This window comes from Pelagibius sp., from assembly GCF_965227505.1.
Classification (GTDB): Bacteria; Pseudomonadota; Alphaproteobacteria; order Kiloniellales; family Kiloniellaceae; genus Pelagibius.
The window spans coordinates 4856064-4875824 of the sequence record NZ_OZ245757.1 but is presented as its reverse complement, the minus strand read 5'-3'; the positions used below and the strand labels follow the sequence as shown (position 1 = coordinate 4875824).

20 protein-coding genes are annotated in these 19761 nt (G+C 65.9%); 6 read left to right on the top strand and 14 right to left on the bottom strand.

Annotated elements, in window-relative coordinates; genetic code table 11:
* Window positions 1–11: 11 nt before the first annotated feature.
* Window positions 12–2174, bottom strand: a complete 2163-nt coding sequence (locus tag ACO06P_RS22990) for an AsmA family protein (protein ID WP_420347554.1) — start codon at window positions 2172–2174, stop codon at window positions 12–14.
* The gene (locus ACO06P_RS22985) at window positions 2171–2860 is read right to left on the bottom strand and encodes an HAD-IA family hydrolase (RefSeq protein ID WP_420347553.1); all 690 of its coding nucleotides are present in this window, start codon (window positions 2858–2860) and stop codon (window positions 2171–2173) included. Before ACO06P_RS22985 ends, ACO06P_RS22990 begins: the two co-directional genes overlap by 4 nt.
* A 429-nt stretch (window positions 2861–3289) precedes the next feature.
* Here ACO06P_RS22985 and ACO06P_RS22980 point away from each other — a divergent pair, with 429 nt between their 5' ends.
* Window positions 3290–3613: a hypothetical protein gene (locus tag ACO06P_RS22980; protein WP_420347552.1), complete on the top strand. Its 324-nt coding sequence runs from the start codon at window positions 3290–3292 to the stop codon at window positions 3611–3613.
* 61 nt (window positions 3614–3674) lie between these two features.
* On the opposite strand, the gene ACO06P_RS22975 is transcribed toward ACO06P_RS22980, so the two are convergent.
* The 4 genes from ACO06P_RS22975 to ACO06P_RS22960 all read right to left on the bottom strand — a co-directional run bounded on the left by ACO06P_RS22975 (window position 3675) and on the right by ACO06P_RS22960 (window position 7406).
* Complete coding sequence (locus ACO06P_RS22975; protein WP_420347551.1) at window positions 3675–4715, bottom strand: RluA family pseudouridine synthase; 1041 nt, start codon at window positions 4713–4715, stop codon at window positions 3675–3677.
* Between the two features lie 11 nt (window positions 4716–4726).
* Window positions 4727–5122, bottom strand: a complete 396-nt coding sequence (locus ACO06P_RS22970) for a fluoride efflux transporter FluC (protein WP_420347550.1) — start codon at window positions 5120–5122, stop codon at window positions 4727–4729.
* Between the two features lie 136 nt (window positions 5123–5258).
* Window positions 5259–5924 carry an isochorismatase family cysteine hydrolase gene (locus ACO06P_RS22965; RefSeq protein ID WP_420347549.1) on the bottom strand — a complete coding sequence of 222 codons (666 nt, stop codon included), beginning with the start codon at window positions 5922–5924 and terminating at the stop codon, window positions 5259–5261.
* A gap of 159 nt (window positions 5925–6083) precedes the next feature.
* Window positions 6084–7406, bottom strand: a complete 1323-nt coding sequence (locus ACO06P_RS22960) for a replication-associated recombination protein A (RefSeq protein WP_420347548.1) — start codon at window positions 7404–7406, stop codon at window positions 6084–6086.
* Between the two features lie 387 nt (window positions 7407–7793).
* Between ACO06P_RS22960 and ACO06P_RS22955 the strand changes: the two genes are divergently transcribed.
* From ACO06P_RS22955 to ACO06P_RS22935, 5 genes are read left to right on the top strand one after another with little or no spacing between them, the layout of a single operon-like run.
* Window positions 7794–9146 (top strand): NAD(P)/FAD-dependent oxidoreductase, encoded by a 1353-nt coding sequence (locus ACO06P_RS22955; RefSeq protein ID WP_420347547.1) that lies wholly within the window; start codon window positions 7794–7796, stop codon window positions 9144–9146.
* Window positions 9143–9973 (top strand): DUF1365 domain-containing protein, encoded by an 831-nt coding sequence (locus tag ACO06P_RS22950; protein WP_420347546.1) that lies wholly within the window; start codon window positions 9143–9145, stop codon window positions 9971–9973. The genes ACO06P_RS22955 and ACO06P_RS22950 overlap by 4 nt, the downstream gene beginning before the upstream one ends.
* 32 nt (window positions 9974–10005) lie before the next feature.
* Window positions 10006–11205 carry a class I SAM-dependent methyltransferase gene (locus ACO06P_RS22945; RefSeq protein ID WP_420347545.1) on the top strand — a complete coding sequence of 400 codons (1200 nt, stop codon included), beginning with the start codon at window positions 10006–10008 and terminating at the stop codon, window positions 11203–11205.
* 4 nt (window positions 11206–11209) lie between these two features.
* Window positions 11210–12559: an MFS transporter gene (locus ACO06P_RS22940; RefSeq protein ID WP_420347544.1), complete on the top strand. Its 1350-nt coding sequence runs from the start codon at window positions 11210–11212 to the stop codon at window positions 12557–12559.
* A gap of 1 nt (window position 12560) precedes the next feature.
* Window positions 12561–13139 carry a DUF3833 domain-containing protein gene (locus tag ACO06P_RS22935; protein WP_420347543.1) on the top strand — a complete coding sequence of 193 codons (579 nt, stop codon included), beginning with the start codon at window positions 12561–12563 and terminating at the stop codon, window positions 13137–13139.
* Between the two features lie 69 nt (window positions 13140–13208).
* On the opposite strand, the gene ACO06P_RS22930 is transcribed toward ACO06P_RS22935, so the two are convergent.
* The 8 genes from ACO06P_RS22930 to rpsM all read right to left on the bottom strand — a co-directional run bounded on the left by ACO06P_RS22930 (window position 13209) and on the right by rpsM (window position 19759).
* Window positions 13209–13640, bottom strand: a complete 432-nt coding sequence (locus tag ACO06P_RS22930) for a nuclear transport factor 2 family protein (RefSeq protein ID WP_420347542.1) — start codon at window positions 13638–13640, stop codon at window positions 13209–13211.
* 42 nt (window positions 13641–13682) lie between these two features.
* Window positions 13683–14453 (bottom strand): SDR family NAD(P)-dependent oxidoreductase, encoded by a 771-nt coding sequence (locus ACO06P_RS22925; RefSeq protein ID WP_420347541.1) that lies wholly within the window; start codon window positions 14451–14453, stop codon window positions 13683–13685.
* A 157-nt stretch (window positions 14454–14610) separates the two neighbouring features.
* Window positions 14611–15360, bottom strand: coding sequence for a DUF6134 family protein (locus ACO06P_RS22920; protein WP_420347540.1), 750 nt, complete (start codon window positions 15358–15360; stop codon window positions 14611–14613).
* A gap of 179 nt (window positions 15361–15539) precedes the next feature.
* Entirely contained in the window at window positions 15540–16874 is a 1335-nt protein-coding gene (locus tag ACO06P_RS22915) for a DegQ family serine endoprotease (protein ID WP_420347539.1), read from the bottom strand.
* A 258-nt stretch (window positions 16875–17132) separates the two neighbouring features.
* Window positions 17133–17555 carry a 50S ribosomal protein L17 gene (rplQ, locus tag ACO06P_RS22910; protein ID WP_420347538.1) on the bottom strand — a complete coding sequence of 141 codons (423 nt, stop codon included), beginning with the start codon at window positions 17553–17555 and terminating at the stop codon, window positions 17133–17135.
* A gap of 153 nt (window positions 17556–17708) precedes the next feature.
* Window positions 17709–18725: a DNA-directed RNA polymerase subunit alpha gene (locus tag ACO06P_RS22905; RefSeq protein WP_299397262.1), complete on the bottom strand. Its 1017-nt coding sequence runs from the start codon at window positions 18723–18725 to the stop codon at window positions 17709–17711.
* 175 nt (window positions 18726–18900) lie between these two features.
* On the bottom strand, window positions 18901–19290 hold the full coding sequence (gene rpsK, locus ACO06P_RS22900; RefSeq protein ID WP_299397260.1) for a 30S ribosomal protein S11: 390 nt from the start codon (window positions 19288–19290) through the stop codon (window positions 18901–18903).
* A 91-nt stretch (window positions 19291–19381) separates the two neighbouring features.
* Entirely contained in the window at window positions 19382–19759 is a 378-nt protein-coding gene (gene rpsM, locus ACO06P_RS22895; RefSeq protein ID WP_299397258.1) for a 30S ribosomal protein S13, read from the bottom strand.
* Window positions 19760–19761 lie beyond the last annotated feature (2 nt).

Genomic DNA, 19761 nt, shown 5'->3' with positions numbered 1-19761 from the left:
GGTGTCGCCGCCTAGTCCCCAAAGAGGCCCTGCAGGCCCTTCCTCAGGCTGCGCCCCAGGTCTTCGGTCGCCTCGCCGACGCCCTCGACCAGGCCTTTGGACGACGACGGCTCCTGCGCGCCCCCGGTCGCCTGCCCCGGCGCCGGCCCGCCGGCGGGCGCCACGCCCTGATCCTCCGGGGATGCGGCGGCAAGGCCGATGGCCTCGAGAGCCTCGCCGCAGAGCGTCTGGTCACCGCCGATCCTGCCGATGATCGGCCCCGTCCCGACGAGCCCGCCCAGGGTGTCCACCACCCCGGCGACGATGTTGCCGCCGGTCTCGGCAACGGTCCCGACCGTGCCCACCACATTGCCGGCGGCGCCGATCGGATCGGGGACGACGCTGGGGTCCGCGAGCGGACCGATCACCTTGAAGGGAACGGCGAGGCTCGCAAGGCTTGGCTGGCTGGTCTCGGTGTCGAAGGCCATGCTGACCCGTTCGCCGCCCAGATCGATGCCGCCGCGCCCGGCGACCGCAAAGGTGCCGGTGTCGAGCACCAGCGCCCGGCTTTCCGCCTTGCCGCCTGCGATGTCGAAGCGGGCGATCATGCACTCCAGCCGCGCGCGCTCGGCCGATCCGAACAGCGGCCCGGTGATGTCGCCCAGACCGACGCTGAAGAAACTCAGCAGGGCATTGTCGATCGTTCCGTCCTGCGAGACGGCCTGCAGATGCCCGTCGAGGCCGGAGACCATGGCGTGCAGGCTGTCGCCGCGGCCGCGCAGAGCAAGCTCGGCATCGAGGGCGCCCCCCACCTCTTCATCGACTTCCACCTTGCGCAGCAGTTCGCCGAAGTCCATAGCCGCGCCGTCGAGGGCCAGATCAAAAGCCGCAGGACTCTGCCCGGCATCGACAAGCGCGCGCCCGGAGAGCGCGCCCTCGGCCAGTCGGGCGCGCAGCGGCTCCACCGTCAGGCGGCCGCTCTCGAACTGCGCCGTCAGGTTGAGATCATTGAGAAAGAACCGGGGCGTGAGGCGCGCCTCGGCGGCGCTGAGCGTCACCCTGCCGTCGAGCGCGGCAAGCTCCTCAAGCCCGAGCGGGCTGTCGGAGAAAACGCGGCTGTCGCCGGCCTCGGCCGGCGTCGGAGCGGACGCTGTGCCGGAACTCCCCGTACCTTGCCGGGCGCCGGGGCGGAAGTCGGCAAGATCCAGGGTCTTGGCGGCAAGGTCGGCGGTCAGCCGCGGCCGCTCTCCGCCCAGGTCCAGCGACCCGGCGCCGGCCACGTCGCTTTGTCCGAGTTCCGCGGCGAGGCCGGAAAAAGCGATGCTGTCGCCGGAGACCGCGATATCGCCGGACAGCGCGTAAGGACCGAGGGCCGGCAGCGCCGCACCAACGAAGGGAGACAGCGTCGAGAGATCTTCCCCCGTGGCGCTGACAGCAACCTCGGCAGCGGCCGTCCCGACCAGATCGCCGGCGCTGCCGGTAATCCGGCCGCTGGCGCCGCCAGCCTCGAAGGCCAGATCAAGACCGCTCCTGGCACCGGAAAGGATGTCGCGCAGACTATCGAAGGTGCCGGAGACGCGGAACGGACTGTCGTTGTAGCGGCCGACCAGGGTAAGACTGCGTTCCCCTTGGGCGTCCGGCACGCGGCCAGTCGCTTCGGTCAGAGTGATCGTCAAGGGTTCCTGCCCGCCGGCACCATCGACAACGGTCAGCCGACCGCCAAGGATCGCAAAGTCCTGAATGTCAGGCAGGTCACGCCCCCCGCTGTCCGCCGGGGCGTCGCTCCCCGATGGCGCCGATGCAGACCCGAACTCCCAGTTGCCGGTCCCCTCGGCATCGGTCTCGATCACGATGTCGGGCTCCACCAGGACCAGCCGGTTGACCACGATGTCGCCACCCAGCAACGCCAACAGATCGACCTCAAGTTCCAGGCGGCGCAGGGTCACCATCTCCGCCCGGCTGCCCCAGGAGGCGTTGGCGAAGCGCAGGTCCTGCAGATCGATGGAGGGCGTCAGGGAGATCTGAAGGTCCACCGGCCCGGCGACCACCAGGTCGCGGCCTGTCGCCGCCTTCACCTCCCTCTGCAGCAGCGCGGTCAGATCGTCGAAATTGAGGGTCGACAGAAAGGCATAGGTCGCCACCCCCAGCCCGACGACCACGGCCGCCGTGACGTAGATCACCCGGCGCAGCCTCATCGCGGCGATCCCTCCAGCCGTGTCATGGCCCCTTCGAGTTCGTCAAAACGGTCGATCACGACACCGGCCCCGGCGGCATAAAGCTGGTCGCGGTGATGATAGCCCCAGTCGACCCCGATGGCGTCGCAGCCGGCGGCGCGGGCCATCTCGATGTCGAAGGCCGTATCCCCGATCATGACCGTGTCCTGCGGCTCCGCGCCCACCTCCACCATGGCCATCTGCAGAATCTGCGGATGCGGTTTGCTTGGCCCGTCGTCGGCGGTCTTCAGCGTTGCGAAGTGGTGCTGCAGCCCGTGGTGATCCAGCACCCGCAGCAGGCCGCGCCGGTTCTTTCCGGTCACGATCCCAAGCAACAGCTCCGGGTGGTCCAGGGCGGCCAGCGTTTCGCGGACGCCATCAAACAGCGGGTCATCGTGATCGGGCCGGCCGAGCCGTGCGTGAAAGGCCTCGCGATACAGCCCGGCAACCCTGGGGGCATCGCCCTGCATCTCCGGCGGCAGCAGTTCGGCGACGGCCACTTCCAGGGTCAAGCCGATGATCCCGCGCACCGCCCCCGCGCCCGGCCGCTCCAGACCGACCGCGTCAAAGGCCTCGCCCATGCAGTGAACGATCGTGTGCTGGCTGTCGACCAAGGTTCCGTCGAGGTCGAAGACAATGAATCGATGGCGAAAGGGAATGGGCGTCATAGCGGTCTGTCTCTAGCACGTTGCCCCCTGCGGCTTAAGACGATTCGCAAGGGGAGCGCCTTAACAATTGTGACGGATGCGCCTTATTCCCATGGCCGAACGAAGGAAGCATGAGGCGCTGCTGATAGGCGGGCCCAGGTGGCATGAATCGGGCGAATTGTGGGGGAAATCAAAAGCGACAAACAGTTATCCACAACTGCAGCGTATTGAAATCCCTGAGATATTTATGGGTACGCCACATTTTAGACACGTTTGCCAAACAATTAACAAATAATTAAGATAATAAAAAAGCCCCATCCTTGACTAAACTTGTGACATATATTGGCTTTTACAGATGTCATTTTTGGATGTTAATAATTTTGCAGGAGAAATAAGAAAAAATCATGCCTACACATTGGGCCATCGGGAAACAATCCATAGGGGTGAGGCATGTTTTCGAAGTTCATCACGGGCAAGTATTCTGCTGTCTCTATTGCTGCGGCGGCAGTCATCGCCTTCTCTGTTCCGGCGACGGCGCAGGACTGGTCGAAAATGATGAACCTTCACTATTCGACGACGGAGCAGAGCAAGTATCAGCCCGAAGCCAACTCGGAATGGGGCTTCTCTCTGAAGACCGTCATGAGCGACATGGAATGGCGCAAGAAGACGGCTGCCGCTCTGCGCAACCAGCCGCGGCCGACTGTGACGGACAAGCGCCGCTACTCTCAGTTGGTCCACCGCCCTCAGCAGCCCCGCCGCTACTCGGCTTTCTGATCCTCTCCCCCTGCCCGGCAGCGCAGCGCTTCACACGACGGCCGGTGAGTTCGGCACTGTGTCAGACGCTGCGCCCCCGCCGGGGTGAGTGGCTGAGACCCTCCGCGTAGGTCAGGAGGCCGTCCAGAGCGGCGTCTCCTCTCGCCGGGTCGAAACCCAGAACCTCCCAGCTTTCAGCCATATGGGGCGGCAGGTCCGCGACCACACGCAGGGTCGTGCCGTCCTCCGGATGCGGCAGCGCCAGTTCCCGCGCCAAGAGGTGCAGCGTCTTCGGCAGCGCGGGCTTTGCGGGAAAGGCCGCGCGGCCGCCGTACTTGCCGTCACCGACGATGGGCGCCCCCAGGGCCGCACAATGCACGCGCAGTTGATGGGTCCGGCCCGTCAGCGGCATCAGCACGACCCAGGCAAGCCGGTCCCTATAGGTCTGCACCACGCGGAAGAGCGTCTGCGCCGGCTTGCCCTCCTGCTCGGACGGGGCCATCGCCTCCCGCGTACCCGTCTGGCGTTTGGCGAGGGGAAGGTCGATCAGCCCGCGCTTCTGCCGCGGCACGCCGCTGAGCAGCGCCCAGTAGACCTTCTGGGTTGTCTTCGCGCGGAAGGCCGCCGTCAGGGCCCGCGCGCCGGCCGCGCTGCGCGCCAGCAGCAGGACACCGGCAGTGTCCTTGTCGAGCCGGTGGACAAGCCTGGGCCGCTCGTCGGCGCCCAGCTTCAGGGCCTCCAGCATGCCGTCCAGGTGGCGGCTCTGGCCGCTGCCGCCCTGCACGGCCAGGCCCGCCGGCTTGTCGAAGGCGATCACCGTGTCGTCGCTGTAAAGCACCCGTGCCTTAAGGTCGGCGGCCTCCGCCGCGGAGAGCCTCTGCGGCTTTGGTCCAGCAGGCGGGCGAGCGCCGTCTGCTGCAGGCAGCGGCGGGACCCGGACGATCTGGCCGGCCTCGATCCGGCTGGCGGACTTGGCGCGCTTGCCGTCCAACCGCACCTCGCCCTTGCGCAGCCACTTTTCCAGGCGGCCCTGCGTCACCTGGGGAAACCGCTGGCGGAACCAGCGGTCCAGGCGTTGGCCCGCCTCCCCGGCATCGACGGTGACTTTCTGGACCCCGCTCACGGTCGGAACGCTCAGGCAACCACGGCCCGAACCAGCGCCAGGCCCGCAACGAAACCCGTGATCGAAAGAACGACCGAGGCGCCGATGTAGCCGGCAGCCGGCAGCAATGCGCCGCGCTCGTAGAGCAGAACCGCCTCCATGGAAAAGGTGGAAAAGGTCGTAAAGGCACCCAGCAGGCCGACCGTCAGGAAAGCCCGCAGGGCCTCCGGCGGCGACCAGGCCAGCGCGAAGGCTTCGACGAGCAGGCCCATGGCAAAGGAGCCGAGGACGTTGACGCTGAGCGTCCCCAGAGGAAAGCCGCCGAGCCACGGCCCGAAGGCGTGACTGACCTGGGACACCATGACGTAGCGGCCCAGGGCGCCAAGAGCGCCCCCCAGGGCCACACCGATCAGGATCTGAAGCTGCATACGCCTTGCCTCTTCGCTCGCCGAGCGCTTTCGGAACCGCGGAAGCGGCGCAGCCGCCCCTCGGGGCCTTCTCTAGCTAACAAAGTGGGGTCGGCGGTGCAAACGCCCCGGCGGAAACCCGGATCTTCGGCGGCGCTTACGCAGCCGCCGAACGCGGTCCACCGTTGCCCAGCCAGCTCAGGCAGTTGGCACTGTCCATGAGGTAGATGCCCATGCGCCCGAGTTCGCGGACCGCATCCTCGGTCGCGTTGCACAGGGCATCGGCGACCAGCACGATGCGGAAATCCCGCGCCGAGGCTTCGTAGACCGAGGCCCGGCCGCCGGTCGAGAAACTGAAGCCGCAGATCACCAGGGTCGTGACCTCGAGCGCGCGCAGCCTGGCCTCGAGGCCGGTCTCGTGAAAGGCCCCCCAGCGCGGCCGATAATGGACGAACTCGTTTTCGCCGATCAGCTGAAACTCGCCCGCCAGCAGCACTTCCGGGTCCAGACGCACGCCGGCGCTGGGCTTGACCTCGTCGATCAGCTCCGCACCCAGGGTGCCGGGCATGAGGATCCGCATGCCCTCCTCCACCGCCTGGCGGCGGCAGGCATCGACGTTGGAGCCGTCAGCCTTGTAGAGCCTGACCGAATGGAAGATCGGCGCCCCTTCGTCTCGGAAGGCTCCCAGGAGCTTTCGCATCCTGGGCAAGGCCGAGCGCACGCCGCAGGCCCGCAAGGGCGAGCCCGGCGTTATGAAGTCACGTTGAGCGGAGATACAGAGTAAAGCTGCTTTGCCTTTGTCAGGCACGCAGTAGTTGGCCATATAACGCCCCTATGAGTGAGCCTAGCGATTTCAAATAGGCTGCCCTTCTCGCCGTCTAAGCGGAGCGAGAAGCTTTGTCCCGGTGACAAAGTACGAGCATTGGCCGCAGGAACAATAAGCAAGGCGGAATAGCAGCCGCGCATCAAACGCAAGGCTGTATCAGGAGTCCTCTTCCTCCACCCTATCTTCATCCGCCCTGTGGCGCCGCTCCCGCAGCCGCGCCCAGTAATCCAAGCGTTTGCGGACCTCGCGCTCGAACCCTCGTTCGACAGGATGGTAAAAAAGCTGGCGGCCCAAATTCTCAGGAAAATAGTCCTGCCCTGAAAAAGCTTCCGGCGCATCGTGGTCGTAGTGGTAACCACGGCCATAGCCCAGGTCGCGCATCAGCGATGTCGGCGCGTTGAGGATGTGGGCCGGCGGTGCCAGGGAACCGCTGTCCTTGGCCGAGCGCGCGGCAGCGCCGTAGGCTTTGTAGGCGGCGTTGGATTTGGGTGCGGTCGCCAGGTAGATGACGGCCTGGGCCAGCGCCAGTTCACCCTCGGGTGAGCCTATCCGCTCAAAGGCCTGCCAGGCGGCGATGCTCTGGAGCAGCGCGTCCGGATCGGCCAGGCCGACGTCTTCGACCGCGAAGCGGACCAGGCGTCGGGCGATGAAGTGGGGGTCCTCGCCGCCGGCCAGCATGCGGGCGAACCAGTAGAGCGCGGCATCGCAGTCCGAGCCCCGCAAGGACTTGTGCAGGGCGGAGATCAGGTTGTAGTGGCTCTCCTGCCCCTTGTCGTAGAGCGGCACGCGTTTCTGGACAACGGCCGCCAGGTCGGCGCTGTCGAGAGGCTGTTCCGAGGCCAGCGTCAGCACCTCCTCGGCCAGATTCAGCAGGTAGCGCCCGTCGCCGTCGGCCATGGCGATCAGGGCCGCCCGGGCGTCGGTGGTCAGCGGCAGGTCACGCCCTTCCAGCGCCTCGACCCGGGCCAGCAGTTCCCGCAGGGCGCTGTCTTCCAGCCGTTTCAGAACCAGGACCTGACAGCGCGACAGCAGTGCGGGGTTGAGCTCGAAGGAGGGGTTCTCGGTCGTGGCCCCGACCAGGATGACCGTGCCGTCCTCGACATAGGGCAGGAATCCATCCTGCTGGGCGCGGTTGAAACGATGGATCTCGTCGACGAAGAGCAGGGTGCCGCGTCCACCCAGGCGGCGCTGTTTGGCCCGGTCGAAGACCTTGCGCAGATCGGCGACGCCGGAGAACACGGCGGAGAGCGGCTCGAACTCCAGCGTCGTTTCCTGCGCCAGCAGGCGGGCGATGGTGGTCTTCCCGCATCCCGGCGGCCCCCAGAGGACCAGCGAGGCCAGGCGCCCCCCCTTGACCATGCGCCCGAGCGGCGCGTCCGGTCCCAGCACGTGGTCCTGCCCGACGACCTCCGCCAGTGTCTGCGGCCGCAGCCGGTCCGCCAAGGGCCTGGGGGCCTGACTCTCAAACAATCCCGTCATGACACCGCCGGCCCTGTAGCCCTCTGCCGCTTCACCATCGTTTTCTGCGGGCGGATAGATGTATCCGTCACCGGCCAGCTTTCCACGTTCTGCCGGAGCCCGCCACTTTTCATGATCCATTAAGGGTTTAGCGGCGTATCAGCACAAGGGGATATGAGCAGGTCGGGACTTGCATCCCTGGCAGGTGACGGATGGGAGACGGCAGTCCAAAGTAGTCGCCGAAAAGGCAAGAAACGGCTCGCGGACGAACGGTGCGAACCGGGTTCCTTCAGGTTCCCGCAGGCACCGAAGCCGGATGGGTTGGGGACAGGCAGCGCTAATCGGATTCTAAGAAACTCGGCGACCATAGGGTCCGCAAGTTGCGCCTAGAAGACGCAAGGGATGAGAATGAAAATTGCGGTTGTTGGCAGTGGTATCACCGGTTTGGGCGCGTCCTGGGCGTTGGATCCTTATCACGACGTAACCCTGTTTGAGGCGCAAGACCGCCTTGGCGGGCACTCGAACACCGTGGAAGCCGCCGTCGAAGGCGGCAGCATCCCCGTCGATACCGGCTTCATCGTTTACAACGATCAGGCCTATCCCAACCTGACGCGGCTCTTCGAGGCGCTGGCCGTGAAGACCGAGCGCAGCGATATGTCGTTCTCCGTTTCCCTCGACGACGGACGCCTTGAGTATTGCGGCAGTTTCTCCGGGCTCTTCGTTCAGAAACGCAATCTCCTGAGCCCGCGCTTCTGGTCGATGCTGCGCGACCTGCTGCGCTTCTACCGCGATGCGCCGGGCGCGATGCTGGAAGCGGAGACGGCCGGCATGAGCCTGGGCGAACTGCTTGACCACGGCGGCTACGGCGACGCGTTCACCCGCGACCACCTCCTGCCCATGGGCTCGGCAATATGGTCCGCGCCCCTCGAGGAGATGCTGGCCTTCCCGGCCCGGTCGTTCATTCAGTTCTGCGAGAATCACGGGCTGCTGCTGCTGACAGGGCGCCCGCAGTGGCGCACCGTCTCCGGCGGCAGCCGCGAGTACGTGAAGCGGATCGCTGGCAGACTGAGGGGCAAGGTTCGGCTGGCCAGCCCCATCCTGAGCCTGCGCCGCGCTCCGCAGGGCGTCTACCTTCAGGTGCCCGGCGCGGAGGAAGAGCGCTTCGATCAGGTCGTAATGGCCTGCCATGCCGATCAGGCGCTGCGCATTCTCGGCAAGGAGGCGACGCTGGCCGAACGGGCGGTCCTGGGCGCGTTTCGGTACGAGAAGAACCGCGCCGTGCTGCACGACGATACGACGCTGATGCCGCGCCGCCGCGGGGCCTGGGCCAGTTGGAACTACACCAGCGGCTCGACGGCCGAGGTCCATACCGCAAGCCGTCGCCACCAGCAGAAGGTTTCCGTAACCTACTGGATGAACCGGCTGCAGAACATCGACCGCAGGCACCCGCTTTTCGTAACCCTGAACCCGGAGCGCGAGCCCGCCGCCGACAGTGTTCTGCGTGACCTGACCTACGATCACCCGATCTTCGACGGCGCCGCTCTGCGGGCGCAGAAGGATCTGCCGGATATCCAAGGCATGCGGCGGCTTTGGTTCTGCGGCGCCTACTGCGGGTACGGCTTTCACGAGGATGGCCTGCAGGCGGGCCTCGGCGTTGCCGCGGCGCTGGGTGCCCCGGCACCCTGGGCGCGGGAGATCGTACCGCGCAGTCCCGCCGCTGCGGCGGTGACCCCAGCCTCCGTATTGGAGGCCGCGGAGTGACCAGGCCCGCGCCTGCGCCGGAGGACACGGATGGGAGAGGAACCTCCTCCCCGCTGCGGTCCTGCCTCTACTTCGGGCAGGTCATGCATCGGCGCCTGCGGCCCTTCTCCCATCGCTTCAACTACAGCGTCTTCTCCCTCTTCGTCGATCTGGACGAGCTTCCCGGCCTGGTGCGCCGGCTGCCGCTGCTGTCGCACAACCGTTTCAATATCTTCAGCTTCGACGACCGCGATCATGGTCCGCGCGACGGCTCGGCCTTGCGGCCCTGGGCCGAGACACAGCTCGCAGCCGCCGGTATCGATCTGCAGGGTGGTGCGATCCGGCTGCTCTGTTTTCCGCGAATCCTTGGCTACGTCTTCAACCCTCTGACGCTGTGGTTCTGTCATCACCGCGACGGGTCGCTGCGCGCCATCATCTATGAAGTGAAGAACACCTTCGGAGAGCAGCACTGCTACCTGATTCCGGTGGAAGACGGAAACCGCGGCGGCCGCCCGATCCTGCAGAGCTGCGAGAAGGGTTTCTTCGTCTCCCCCTTCATCCAGATGAAGGCTGCTTACCGCTTTCGTCTACACGAACCCGGCGACAGGCTCTCGGTGCTGATCCGCCAGGCGGTTCCCGATGGCGAGATCCTGCTGGCGACCCTCACCGGCCGCCGCACGGCGATTGATCGCGGCGGCCTGTGGCGCGCCTTCTTCCGCTACCCGCTGATGACCGTGAAGGTGATGGCGGCGATCCATTGGGAAGCGCTGTGGATCTGGCGCAAGGGCGCCCGCTATCACCGCCGTGGCGCACCGCCCGGCGAAGCCGTGACATCGATTGCCCCCTAGCCGTTCCCCGCAAAACCCGTATGGACATCGCGATGAAGCTTAGGCAAAACAGTCTGGTGTCACTCGGTCCTTACAGTCTGCTGATAACCCTGGGCCGTTGTCTACGCGCCGGTTCGGTCATGCTCGAACTGCCGGACGGGTCGCGCCAGATCTTCGAGGGCGCCGAGCCCGGGCCCTCAGCCACGCTCAGGGTGGTGCGGCCCCGCTTCGTGCGCCGGGTTCTGCTCGGCGGCCACAACGGCTTTGCCGAAGCCTACATGGACGGCGATTTCGAGACCGACGACCTGGCGGCGGTGATCGAGGTCGGCGCTCTCAACGAGGCGGCCTGGCAAAAGGTCGTCCACGGCCATCCGGTCATGCGCCTTCTGCACCGCATCCCGCACCTGCTGCGCCCGAACTCCAAGGGCGGTTCCAAGCGCAACATCGCCTATCACTACGATCTGGGGAACGCCTTCTACGAGCAGTGGCTGGACCCCAGCATGACCTATTCCTCGGCGGTCTTCGCCTCGGCAGACGACAGCCTGGAAGCAGCCCAGAAGAACAAATACCAGGCGATGACCGAACTCGCCGAGCTCTCCCCCGACCATCACCTGCTGGAGGTCGGCTGCGGCTGGGGCGGCTTCGCAGCCTACGCGGCCAAGCAGACCGGCTGCAGGGTGACGGGGATTACGATCTCCGAGGAGCAGTACAACTACGCCCGCAAGCGGGTTCACCTGGACGGCCTTGCCGAGCGGGTGGAGATTCGCCGCCAGGATTACCGCGACGTCACCGGCAGCTTTGACCGGGTCGCTTCCATCGAGATGTTCGAGGCTGTCGGTGAACAGTACTGGCCGGTGTTTTTCGACAAGCTGCGCTCGGCCCTGGGTCCGGAAGGACGCGTCGCGCTTCAGATCATAACGATCGATGATGCCATCTGGGGGTCCTACCGCCGCGGCGCCGATTTCATCCAGCGCTACATCTTTCCCGGCGGCATGCTGCCGTCGCAAGAGGCCCTGAAGAGCTGTGTGCAGCAGGCCGGGCTGGAGTGGATGGGCGACAGAGGCTTCGGGCTCGACTACGCCCGCACCCTGAAGACCTGGTCGGAGCGCTTCGAGGCGGCCTGGCCCGGCATCGCCGGCCTTGGCTTCGACGAACGCTTCCGGCGCATGTGGCACTACTATCTCGCCTATTGCGCCGTCGGGTTCAAAATCGGCCGTATCGACGTCCGTCACATCGCGCTGTCCCGCAGCTAGACCGGTGACACAATCGAGCACCGCCGCCGCGGGCCTGTCGCGGTCCGCCCTGTTTGCCTACGGTCTCCCGGGGCTTCCCCTGGCCGCCCTGGGCGTACCGCTCTACGTCTTTCTCCCGGCCTTCTACGCCGAAGACATGGGCCTGGGCCTGGCGGCCGTAGGCGGCGCGCTGCTGGTCGCACGGATCTGGGATCTTCTGACCGATCCTCTCATGGGCCGTCTCTCCGACGCCTTTCCGACCCGCTGGGGCCGCCGGCGCCCGTGGATGCTGCTGGGCGTACCGCTGCTGCTGCTCAGCGCCTGGTTCCTCTTCCGGCCACCGGCCGACGTGGGGCTGCTCTACCTGGCCGGATGGACCATGGCGCTCTATCTCGGCAGCACGATGATCCTGCTGCCCTACTCGGCCTGGGGCGCCGAGCTGTCGCAGAGCTACAACGAGCGCAGCCGGATCACGGCCTGGCGCGAAGCCTTCGTGGTCGTCGGGACCGTCGCAGCCGCGGCGCTGCCGAGCTTCACCGGCGAGGACCGCGCCCTGACCCTGCTGTGGCTCTTGATTGCAGTGATCATTCTATTACCACCTGGAGTTGCTCTCGCCTGCTGGGCCGTCCACGAACCCCGGCTGAGGCCGCCGCCGCCCCTTCCGTGGCGCCGTTCGGTCGCCATTTTGTTGCGCAACGGCCCTTTCCTGAGGCTGGTTTCGGCCTATTTCCTCAATGGGATAGCCGTTGGGCTGCCGGCAACTCTGTTTCTGTTGTTTGTGAAGTTTGCGCTGGACGCGGAATCTTGGACCGGACCACTCCTCCTCACCTACTTTGCCTGCGGGATCGCCGCCCTGCCGCTTTGGCTGCGGCTGGCCGCGCGGATCGGCAAGCATCGCGCCTGGTGCACGGCGATGGCCCTGGCCTGCGCGGTGTTTGTCTGGGTGCCGTTTCTGGGCCCGGGGGACACCTGGGCCTTCCTGGTGATCTGCGTACTTTCCGGCTTCGCCCTGGGGGCCGACCTTGCCCTGCCGCCGGCAATCCAGGCCGACGTGGTCGACCTGGACAGCCTGCGCAGCGGCCAGGAACGCGCGGGCGTTTACTTCGGGCTTTGGGGCGTGGCGACCAAACTGGCGCTCGCGCTGGCGGTCGGGATCTCCTTCCCGCTGCTTGCGCTGGCCGGCTTCGACCCGGCAGCGGAACAGACCGACGGTGTCTGGGCACTGTCCCTGCTCTACGGGCTGGCGCCGGTGGCGTTCAAGGTCGCCGCCGTGGCACTGGTCTGGCGCTTTCCGATCAACGCGCAACGCCAGCTGCGGATCCGCACTCTGATCGACAGGCGCGCCGCACGGCGATCAACAGTTGCAGAGACATGACATGGGTTTTCAGCGTTGGTTCGGAGCACTTTTCCTTCTCTTCCTCACAGCAGGCTGCAGCAGCATGAAACCGGAGCAATTCGACGGGCGCGAACCCCGCCTTCTCATCGAGGACTACTTCGCAGGCAACACCCGCGCCTGGGGAATCTTCGAGGATCGTTTCGGCACCCTGCGCCGCGAGTTCGTCGTGGACATCGAAGGCACCTGGGACGGGGATACACTCACCCTGGTGGAAGACTTCGTCTATTCCGACGGTGAAACCCAGCAGCGCATCTGGACCATTCGCAAACTGGATGCGCATCGCTACGAGGGAACCGCCGCCGACGTCATCGGCGCCGCAGAGGGCGTGTCCTACGGCAACGCACTGAACTGGAGCTACACCCTGGCGCTGCCGATCGGCGAGTCCGTATGGAACGTGCGGTTCGACGACTGGATGTTCCTGCAGGCCGACGACGTGCTGGTGAACCGCGCCAAGGTGAGCAAGTTCGGTCTGGAGATCGGCGAAGTGACGATCTTTTTCCGCAAGGAGCCCGTCCGCTCCGCCCGAGCCTTGGAAAGCCAGGACGTCGCCGCCGAATAGGCGAGAGACGCGCTTCGCTGCGAAGCACCACGCACCTCGGTACCCACAGTCAGGATCAGTCGGGAAGGGTCACACCGCCGCGATCTTGCGGCGGATAAAGCGCATAAGCGAGCCGATCAAAGGCAGGCTTTCATAAAGCTGACTGGCCGCGTCGTAGTGGTCGATGTGCGCGGTCACCTTTCCGTCCTCGCGAAAGTCCACGGTGCACATGCCAAGGATCGTGAGTGTCTGCTTCTTACCGCGCGGCGTGATCCGGAACTCCCAGTTCAGGTAGGCACGGTTCCCATCGACCGCATGATCCAGCACCCGGAAGCGATGGTCGTCCACGTCCGCGAACATCTTTTCGAACACCCGGCGCACCGCCTCCACGCCGCGCGCGTCGTTGAAGGGGTCGCGAAACCGGGCATCCGCCGCGAAGACCTGCTCAAACCGCGGCAAGTCCTCGGGCGTCAGGTTCTCGAAGAAGTCGATGTAGGTGGCAACGGCGTCGCGGGATACCATCCAGGCAGGCCTCAAGGTGATCAGGTTGTTGGGATGACAGACCTACCGGCTGGGGACCGTGCGCCGTGTCAGCGCAAAGAACAGCCGGTAAGGCAGGATCTTCAGGAGCTTCATGAGATAGACAAAGCGCCTTGGAAAGACGATCTCGAAGCGCTGCGACCTTAGGCCGCGGAAGAAGGCCTCTGCAGCGTCGTCGGCCGGCATCAAAAAAGGCATGGGGAAGTCGTTCTTGTCCGTCAACGGCGTCTGCACGAAGCCGGGATTGACTACCTGAACGGTCACGCCCAGGCGATCGAGCTCGGGTTTCAGCGATTCGGCCATGTTGATGACCGCAGCCTTGCTGGCGCCGTAGCCCGCCGCCGTGGGCAGGCCGGCGTAACCGGCAACCGAGGCCACCAGAGCCAGGCGGCCCTGGCGGCGCGCGATCATCCGCGGCAGCAGCGCCTCCAGGCAGTTTGCGATCCCCAGCACGTTCAGCTTCAGCAGGCCCTCCACGTCCCCGGCGCGAAAGGACCCGGCCGAAATGGGACGGTGGGTTCCGGCATTCAAAACCGCAATACCGACCGGGGCAATTTCGGCTTCCACCTGTTGGACTGCAGCCGCCACCGCCTCGGCATCGGTCACGTCCAGCGGACAGGGCGTGATCTCACCGGCCAGATCGGCCGCCTCGGCGGCCAGGCTTTCCAAGTGCTCACGGCCGCGGGCCGAGGCCACCACCCGCCAGCCCTCGCGCGCGCAGCGCAGCGCCAGCGCCCGGCCCAGGCCCAGTGAGGCGCCGGTAATCCAGATACAGTGGTCCTTGGGCAACGACATGGATGCTTTTCGAACTCCGTTACGATGGCCTTGGCAGAACTACCACAACGATCCCGCCTCTTGTGAGAGGCGGGACCGGGCAGCCGGTTCCAGAGAATAGCAGAGGAGTGCGGGGTGCGGGGTGCGGGCCTGCAGGCGGCCTTCCCGCGGTAAGGCTCTAGCGCTGGCTCGACTGGTGCGCAGTCCGCAAGCCGGGATGAGGGCCGACCGGAACATAGTCGATGGTCGAACCGCGGACATCGAAGGCAATCTTCATCCATTCGCCATCCGGCGCATACCAAAGGTCAGCCTTCAGATCGCCGTCCAGCTTGAAGCGGCGTGCATCGACAATCTGCTCCGCTGTTTCGATCACTTCTGACCCCTTGGCCCGGGCGGAAACCGTCAGCAGGCCGCCACGCTGGGTGTCCAGCAGCACGTTTTGCTCGACCGTTGCCGGGTTCCAGTAGCTCGTGGGCAGGATTTCAGCGGGGGCAATGAAGCTGCCCGCCGACCCTTCGACCGACAGGCCCTCCGGCGTCGACGTGGCGCTGACCCAGTACTCGGAGCCGTCGTCGTTGGTGCGGGTCTCCAGGGAGACCAAGCGCCCGTCGCGCCAAATCTCTTTGTTGGTGTGCTCGTAGCGGAACAGCGTGATGAAGGCCAGGTTCACTTCCAGCTCGATATCCACCTCGACATGGAGTTCGTCGCCGACCTCCTCCAGGCGGATCTTGTGGTGGCCGATCTGGGAGCCGTCACGCATGACCTTGAAAGCCAGGGTTTCGCCGGCCAGGAATTCGCTTGCCGGGTTCGCCGTCGTATCGATCATCGGGGCCTCGTTCGCAGCAGCGGGCGCGCTGCAGAGCGCGGCCACCAGGCCAGCGGCAGCCAAGGTATGAAGCTTGGAATTCGAGGTGTGCCTGTCCGTCACGCGCCTTGCTCCCTGCCATCCGAGGGGCTCTATCCGCGGGGTGTCCGCCCCGCAAAGCCCGGTTTACTGATGAAACAAATGCTTATACGCAGGCCGGAGGGCTTTGGATTGGCCTTAATGCGACCTCCTCGCAAGGCCCAAGGGGGCAAAAAAGAGGCCCGGATCAGGCGGGAGCCTTGTCAGGAACCGAAGGAGACCCGGCGGACCTTGCCGCCCCGCTTAAAGGTGATCTCCCAGCGCTCGGCGCTGCGGTCGAGCGCCGCCGCCAGATCGGAGGAGCGGGTGTAATTCTGCCGGTTGAGGGAAAGGATGATGTCGTTGCTGCGGAAGCCGACACGCTGGGCCGGCGTGCCGCGCTGGACGCGGGTGATGATGACCCCTTCCCACTGGCCGTCGAGATCCAACTCTTCCGCCAGGGCGGGGGAGAGGCTGGCAACGATCGCTCCGCCCAGGGGGTGGTGGCCCAGCAGGCGGATTTCGTTGCGCGACGGGGTTTCCGGCGGCGCCTCCAGCGGCAGAACGGCCGAAACCGGCGCGCCCTCGCGGTAGAGCCCGATTTTCACCGTGGACCCCAGCACGCCCGTGGCGACGCGATAGTTGAGCGCCTCCAGATCGTTCACGGGCTTGTCGTCCACCGTCACCACAACATCGCCGGCTTGAATGCCCGCGCGATCCGCCGGTCCGCCTTTGTAGGTCGTACTGATCACGACCCCGCCGGGCCGTTCGAGGCGCAGCCCCTCCGCCAGGTCCGAGGTCAGGGTCTGGCCGGACAGCCCTGTCCAGGCGCGCACCAGGGCGCCACCGGCCCGCGCACTCGCCACCACCGTGCGCACCATGTTGGCCGGAATGGCAAAGCCGATGCCCACCGAACCGCCGCTGCGCGAGTAGATCGCCGTGTTGATGCCGATGAGGCGCCCGTCCATGGTGATCAGCGCGCCGCCGGAGTTGCCCGGATTGATGGCCGCATCGGTCTGGATGAAGAAGCTGAAATCCGTGATCCCAACCTGGGTCCGGGCGAGGGCCGAGACGATGCCGCTGGTGACCGTCTGGCCGACGCCGAAGGGGTTGCCCAAGGCCAGCACCAGGTCGCCGACCTCGACGGTGTCGGAATCGCGGAAGGCGAGGCTCGGCAGCGCTTCCTCGCCGGGATCGACCCGGAGCACCGCAAGATCGGTACGCGGGTCGGCCAAGACCAGCTCGGCTTCGAACTCGCGGCGGTCGCTCAGCACGACTTTGATGAGTTCCGCGCCCTTAATGACGTGCTCGTTGGTAACGATAAAGCCCAGGGGATCGACGATGACGCCTGAGCCGAGAGAAGACTGCTGACGCTGGCGCCGCTGCTCCTCCCCCAGGCCGCCGCCGAAGAAACGGCGGAAAAAGGGATCATCGAGCAGCGAGGTCACCGGGCGCCGCTGGGCCACCTTGCGCCGGGTGAAGATGTTGACGACGGCGGGGGCGGCCTTGCTCACCACCGGAGCGAAGGACAGCATGACCTCGTCGCGATTCTCAGGCACCACCCGGTCCTGCGCCGCTGCGGGCAAGGCCAACGCAGCGGCGAGACTCCCGGCGAGCACCAAACCCAAAGCTGCAAGGCCGTGCCTGAAGGTCCGCAGCCCTACCCAGTCGCAGCCGATCAAGGGCCGTCTCCCGAAGTTTTACGCTTCCCGCACCCCATAATTGGGGCTTCGTCCAGGACGGTCAAACGAGAAAGGCAGCCCCCGCCGGCTGCCTTTCGTCATCGTGATGGGCTGTGAGGCCCGATTTCGGCGGGGTTAGTCCTCCTCGCCGTCGTCCTCTTCGTCCTGGACCGGGCCTGAATCCTGGCCCTTGGCGTCGATGTCGCGGTCGACCAGTTCGATGATGGCCATCGGCGCCATATCGCCGTAGCGGTGGCCGGCCTTCAGAACCCGGCTGTAGCCGCCGTGGCGCTCCTTGTAACGGCCCGCCAGCTCGTCGAAGAGCTTTTCGGTCAGGGCCGTGTCGCGCAGGACGGAAAGCGCCTGGCGGCGGGCATGGAGGTCGCCGCGTTTGCCCAGGGTGATCAGGCGGTCGACGATGCGGCGCAGGTCCTTTGCCTTCGGCAGGGTGGTCTTGATCTGCTCATGCTTGATGAGCGAGGCCGCCATGTTGGCGAACATGGCTTTGCGGTGGCTTGCCGTGCGGTTCAAACGCCGGCCGTGAAGACCATGACGCATGTCTGTTCCTTCCTTCTACCCTGGCCTCGCGCACGAGACCGATCACGTTGCCGCCCGCCAGGCCTGCCTCTTAGGGCTTACGGCCGGTACGGACGGGGGGAGCGGAACGCTCCGAAACTTACGACCCGACCGAATTGGTCCTAAGGGCCGGTCCTAATAAGGCTCTTCCAGGCGCTTGGCCAGCTCTTCGATGTTCTCCGGCGGCCAGCTCGGGATCTCCATACCGAGATGGAGCCCCATGGAGGACAGCACTTCCTTGATCTCGTTCAGCGACTTGCGGCCGAAGTTCGGGGTGCGCAGCATCTCGCCCTCGGTCTTCTGCACCAGATCGCCGATATAGACGATATTGTCGTTCTTCAGGCAGTTGGCCGAGCGGACAGACAGCTCCAGCTCTTCCACCTTGCGCAGCAGGTTGCGGTTGAACGGCGGCTCGCTGGGCGCCTCTTCGTCGTGGCGGGCCTGCGGCTCCTCGAAGTTGATGAAGAGCTGCAGCTGGTCCTGGAGGATACGGGCCGCCAGCGCCACGGCGTCTTCGGGCGTCACGGCGCCGTTGGTCTCGATCTCCATGGTCAGCTTGTCGTAGTCGGTGACCTGGCCGACACGGGTGTTGTCCACCTTGTAAGAGATCTTGCGCACCGGGGAGAAGATCGAGTCGACCGGCACCAGGCCGATCGGCGCGTCTTCCGGACGGTTCTGGGTTGCCGCCACGTAACCCTTGCCGGTGTCGACCGTGAGTTCCATGTCGATGCGCGCGCCGTCGTCGAGCGTGCAGAGCACGAGGCCGGGGTTCATGATCTCGATGTCATGCCCGGTCTCGATCTGGCCGGCGGTCACCTCGCCCGGCCCCTCGGCCCGCAGACGCATGCGCTTCGGCCCCTCGCCGCCCATGCGCAGCGCGATGGCCTTGACGTTCAGCACGACGTCGGTCACGTCCTCGCGCACGCCGGGGATGGAGGAAAACTCGTGCAGCACGCCATCGATCTGGATCGACGTTACCGCAGCGCCCTGCAGCGAAGACAGCAGAACGCGGCGCAAGGCGTTGCCGAGGGTCAGGCCAAAGCCCCGCTCCAGCGGCTCGGCGACCACCTTGGCAACCCGGTGGGCGTCCGGTCCCGGCTGGATGTCCAGCTTTGACGGCTTGATCATTTCAGTCCAGTTTTTCTGCAGCACGCTGGTGCCCTCACGACTTCAAGGCTGTTCGAATTCCTGATCGAGCGACGACGGCTCTGCCGTCTGCTCCGAATGGCGGGATGCCGGCAGCCTCCGGACATCGCCATTGCCTTGGCATCGCGCAGCGGGCGATGCCGGGTCCCCTAAACCCCGGGCCGAAGCCCTGAGGCCGGCCCTAGACGCGGCGGCGCTTCGGGGGACGGCAGCCGTTGTGCGGAATCGGCGTCACGTCGCGGATCGCGGTGATGGTGAAGCCCACCGCCTGCAAGGCCCGCAGTGCCGATTCGCGGCCCGATCCGGGCCCCTTCACATTGACTTCCAGGGTGCGCATGCCGTGCTCCTGGGCCTTGCGGCCGGCGTCCTCGGCGGCGATCTGCGCGGCGTAGGGGGTCGACTTGCGCGATCCCTTGAAGCCCTGACCACCGGCGGAGGACCAGGAGATGGTGTTCCCCTGCACGTCGGTGATGGTGATCATGGTGTTGTTGAAGGTGGCGTTCACATGCGCAATGCCGGAAGTGATGTTCTTCTTCTCGCGGCGGCGCAGACGCGCTTGGGGTTTGGCCATGGCCTTGGTGCTCGTTTCCTGCTGCTAAAGGGCTGCGGTTCGGTTTCTGGGCGCTGTCTCGCTCTGGGCGTTGTCTCGCACTGGGCGTCGTCTAGCGGGCGGCCTTCTTCTTGCCGGCGATCGGACGGGCGGGGCCTTTGCGGGTGCGCGCGTTGGTGCTGGTCCGCTGGCCGCGCACCGGCAGCCCCTTGCGATGGCGCAGGCCGCGGTAGCAGCCCAGGTCCATCAGGCGCTTGATGTTCATCGCCACGTCGCGGCGCAGATCGCCCTCGACGACGTAGTCGCGGTCGATGGCCTCACGGACCCGCACAACCTCGTCGTCGGTCAGTTCGTTGACCCGGCGCTCCCGCGGGATGCCCACCTTCTGGCAGATCTCGCTGGCCTTGGTCCGGCCGATGCCGTGGATGTAGGTCAAGGCGATCTCGACCCGCTTTTGCGTCGGAATGTTAACGCCCGCAATACGTGCCACTT

Excerpts from the sequence above, each read along its gene's own strand:
- ACO06P_RS22955 (WP_420347547.1), top strand. The coding sequence starts at position 7,794 with ATGAAAATTGCGGTTGTTGGCAGTGGTATCACCGGTTTGGGCGCGTCC.
- ACO06P_RS22990 (WP_420347554.1), bottom strand. The coding sequence starts at position 2,174 with ATGAGGCTGCGCCGGGTGATCTACGTCACGGCGGCCGTGGTCGTCGGG.
- ACO06P_RS22945 (WP_420347545.1), top strand. The coding sequence starts at position 10,006 with ATGAAGCTTAGGCAAAACAGTCTGGTGTCACTCGGTCCTTACAGTCTG.
- rpsK (WP_299397260.1), bottom strand. The coding sequence starts at position 19,290 with ATGGCCAAACCCCAAGCGCGTCTGCGCCGCCGCGAGAAGAAGAACATC.
- ACO06P_RS22970 (WP_420347550.1), bottom strand. The coding sequence starts at position 5,122 with ATGCAGCTTCAGATCCTGATCGGTGTGGCCCTGGGGGGCGCTCTTGGC.
- ACO06P_RS22985 (WP_420347553.1), bottom strand. The coding sequence starts at position 2,860 with ATGACGCCCATTCCCTTTCGCCATCGATTCATTGTCTTCGACCTCGAC.
- ACO06P_RS22930 (WP_420347542.1), bottom strand. The coding sequence starts at position 13,640 with ATGGTATCCCGCGACGCCGTTGCCACCTACATCGACTTCTTCGAGAAC.
- ACO06P_RS22965 (WP_420347549.1), bottom strand. The coding sequence starts at position 5,924 with ATGGCCAACTACTGCGTGCCTGACAAAGGCAAAGCAGCTTTACTCTGT.
- ACO06P_RS22935 (WP_420347543.1), top strand. The coding sequence starts at position 12,561 with ATGGGTTTTCAGCGTTGGTTCGGAGCACTTTTCCTTCTCTTCCTCACA.
- ACO06P_RS22980 (WP_420347552.1), top strand. The coding sequence starts at position 3,290 with ATGTTTTCGAAGTTCATCACGGGCAAGTATTCTGCTGTCTCTATTGCT.
- rplQ (WP_420347538.1), bottom strand. The coding sequence starts at position 17,555 with ATGCGTCATGGTCTTCACGGCCGGCGTTTGAACCGCACGGCAAGCCAC.
- ACO06P_RS22960 (WP_420347548.1), bottom strand. The coding sequence starts at position 7,406 with ATGACGGGATTGTTTGAGAGTCAGGCCCCCAGGCCCTTGGCGGACCGG.
- ACO06P_RS22925 (WP_420347541.1), bottom strand. The coding sequence starts at position 14,453 with ATGTCGTTGCCCAAGGACCACTGTATCTGGATTACCGGCGCCTCACTG.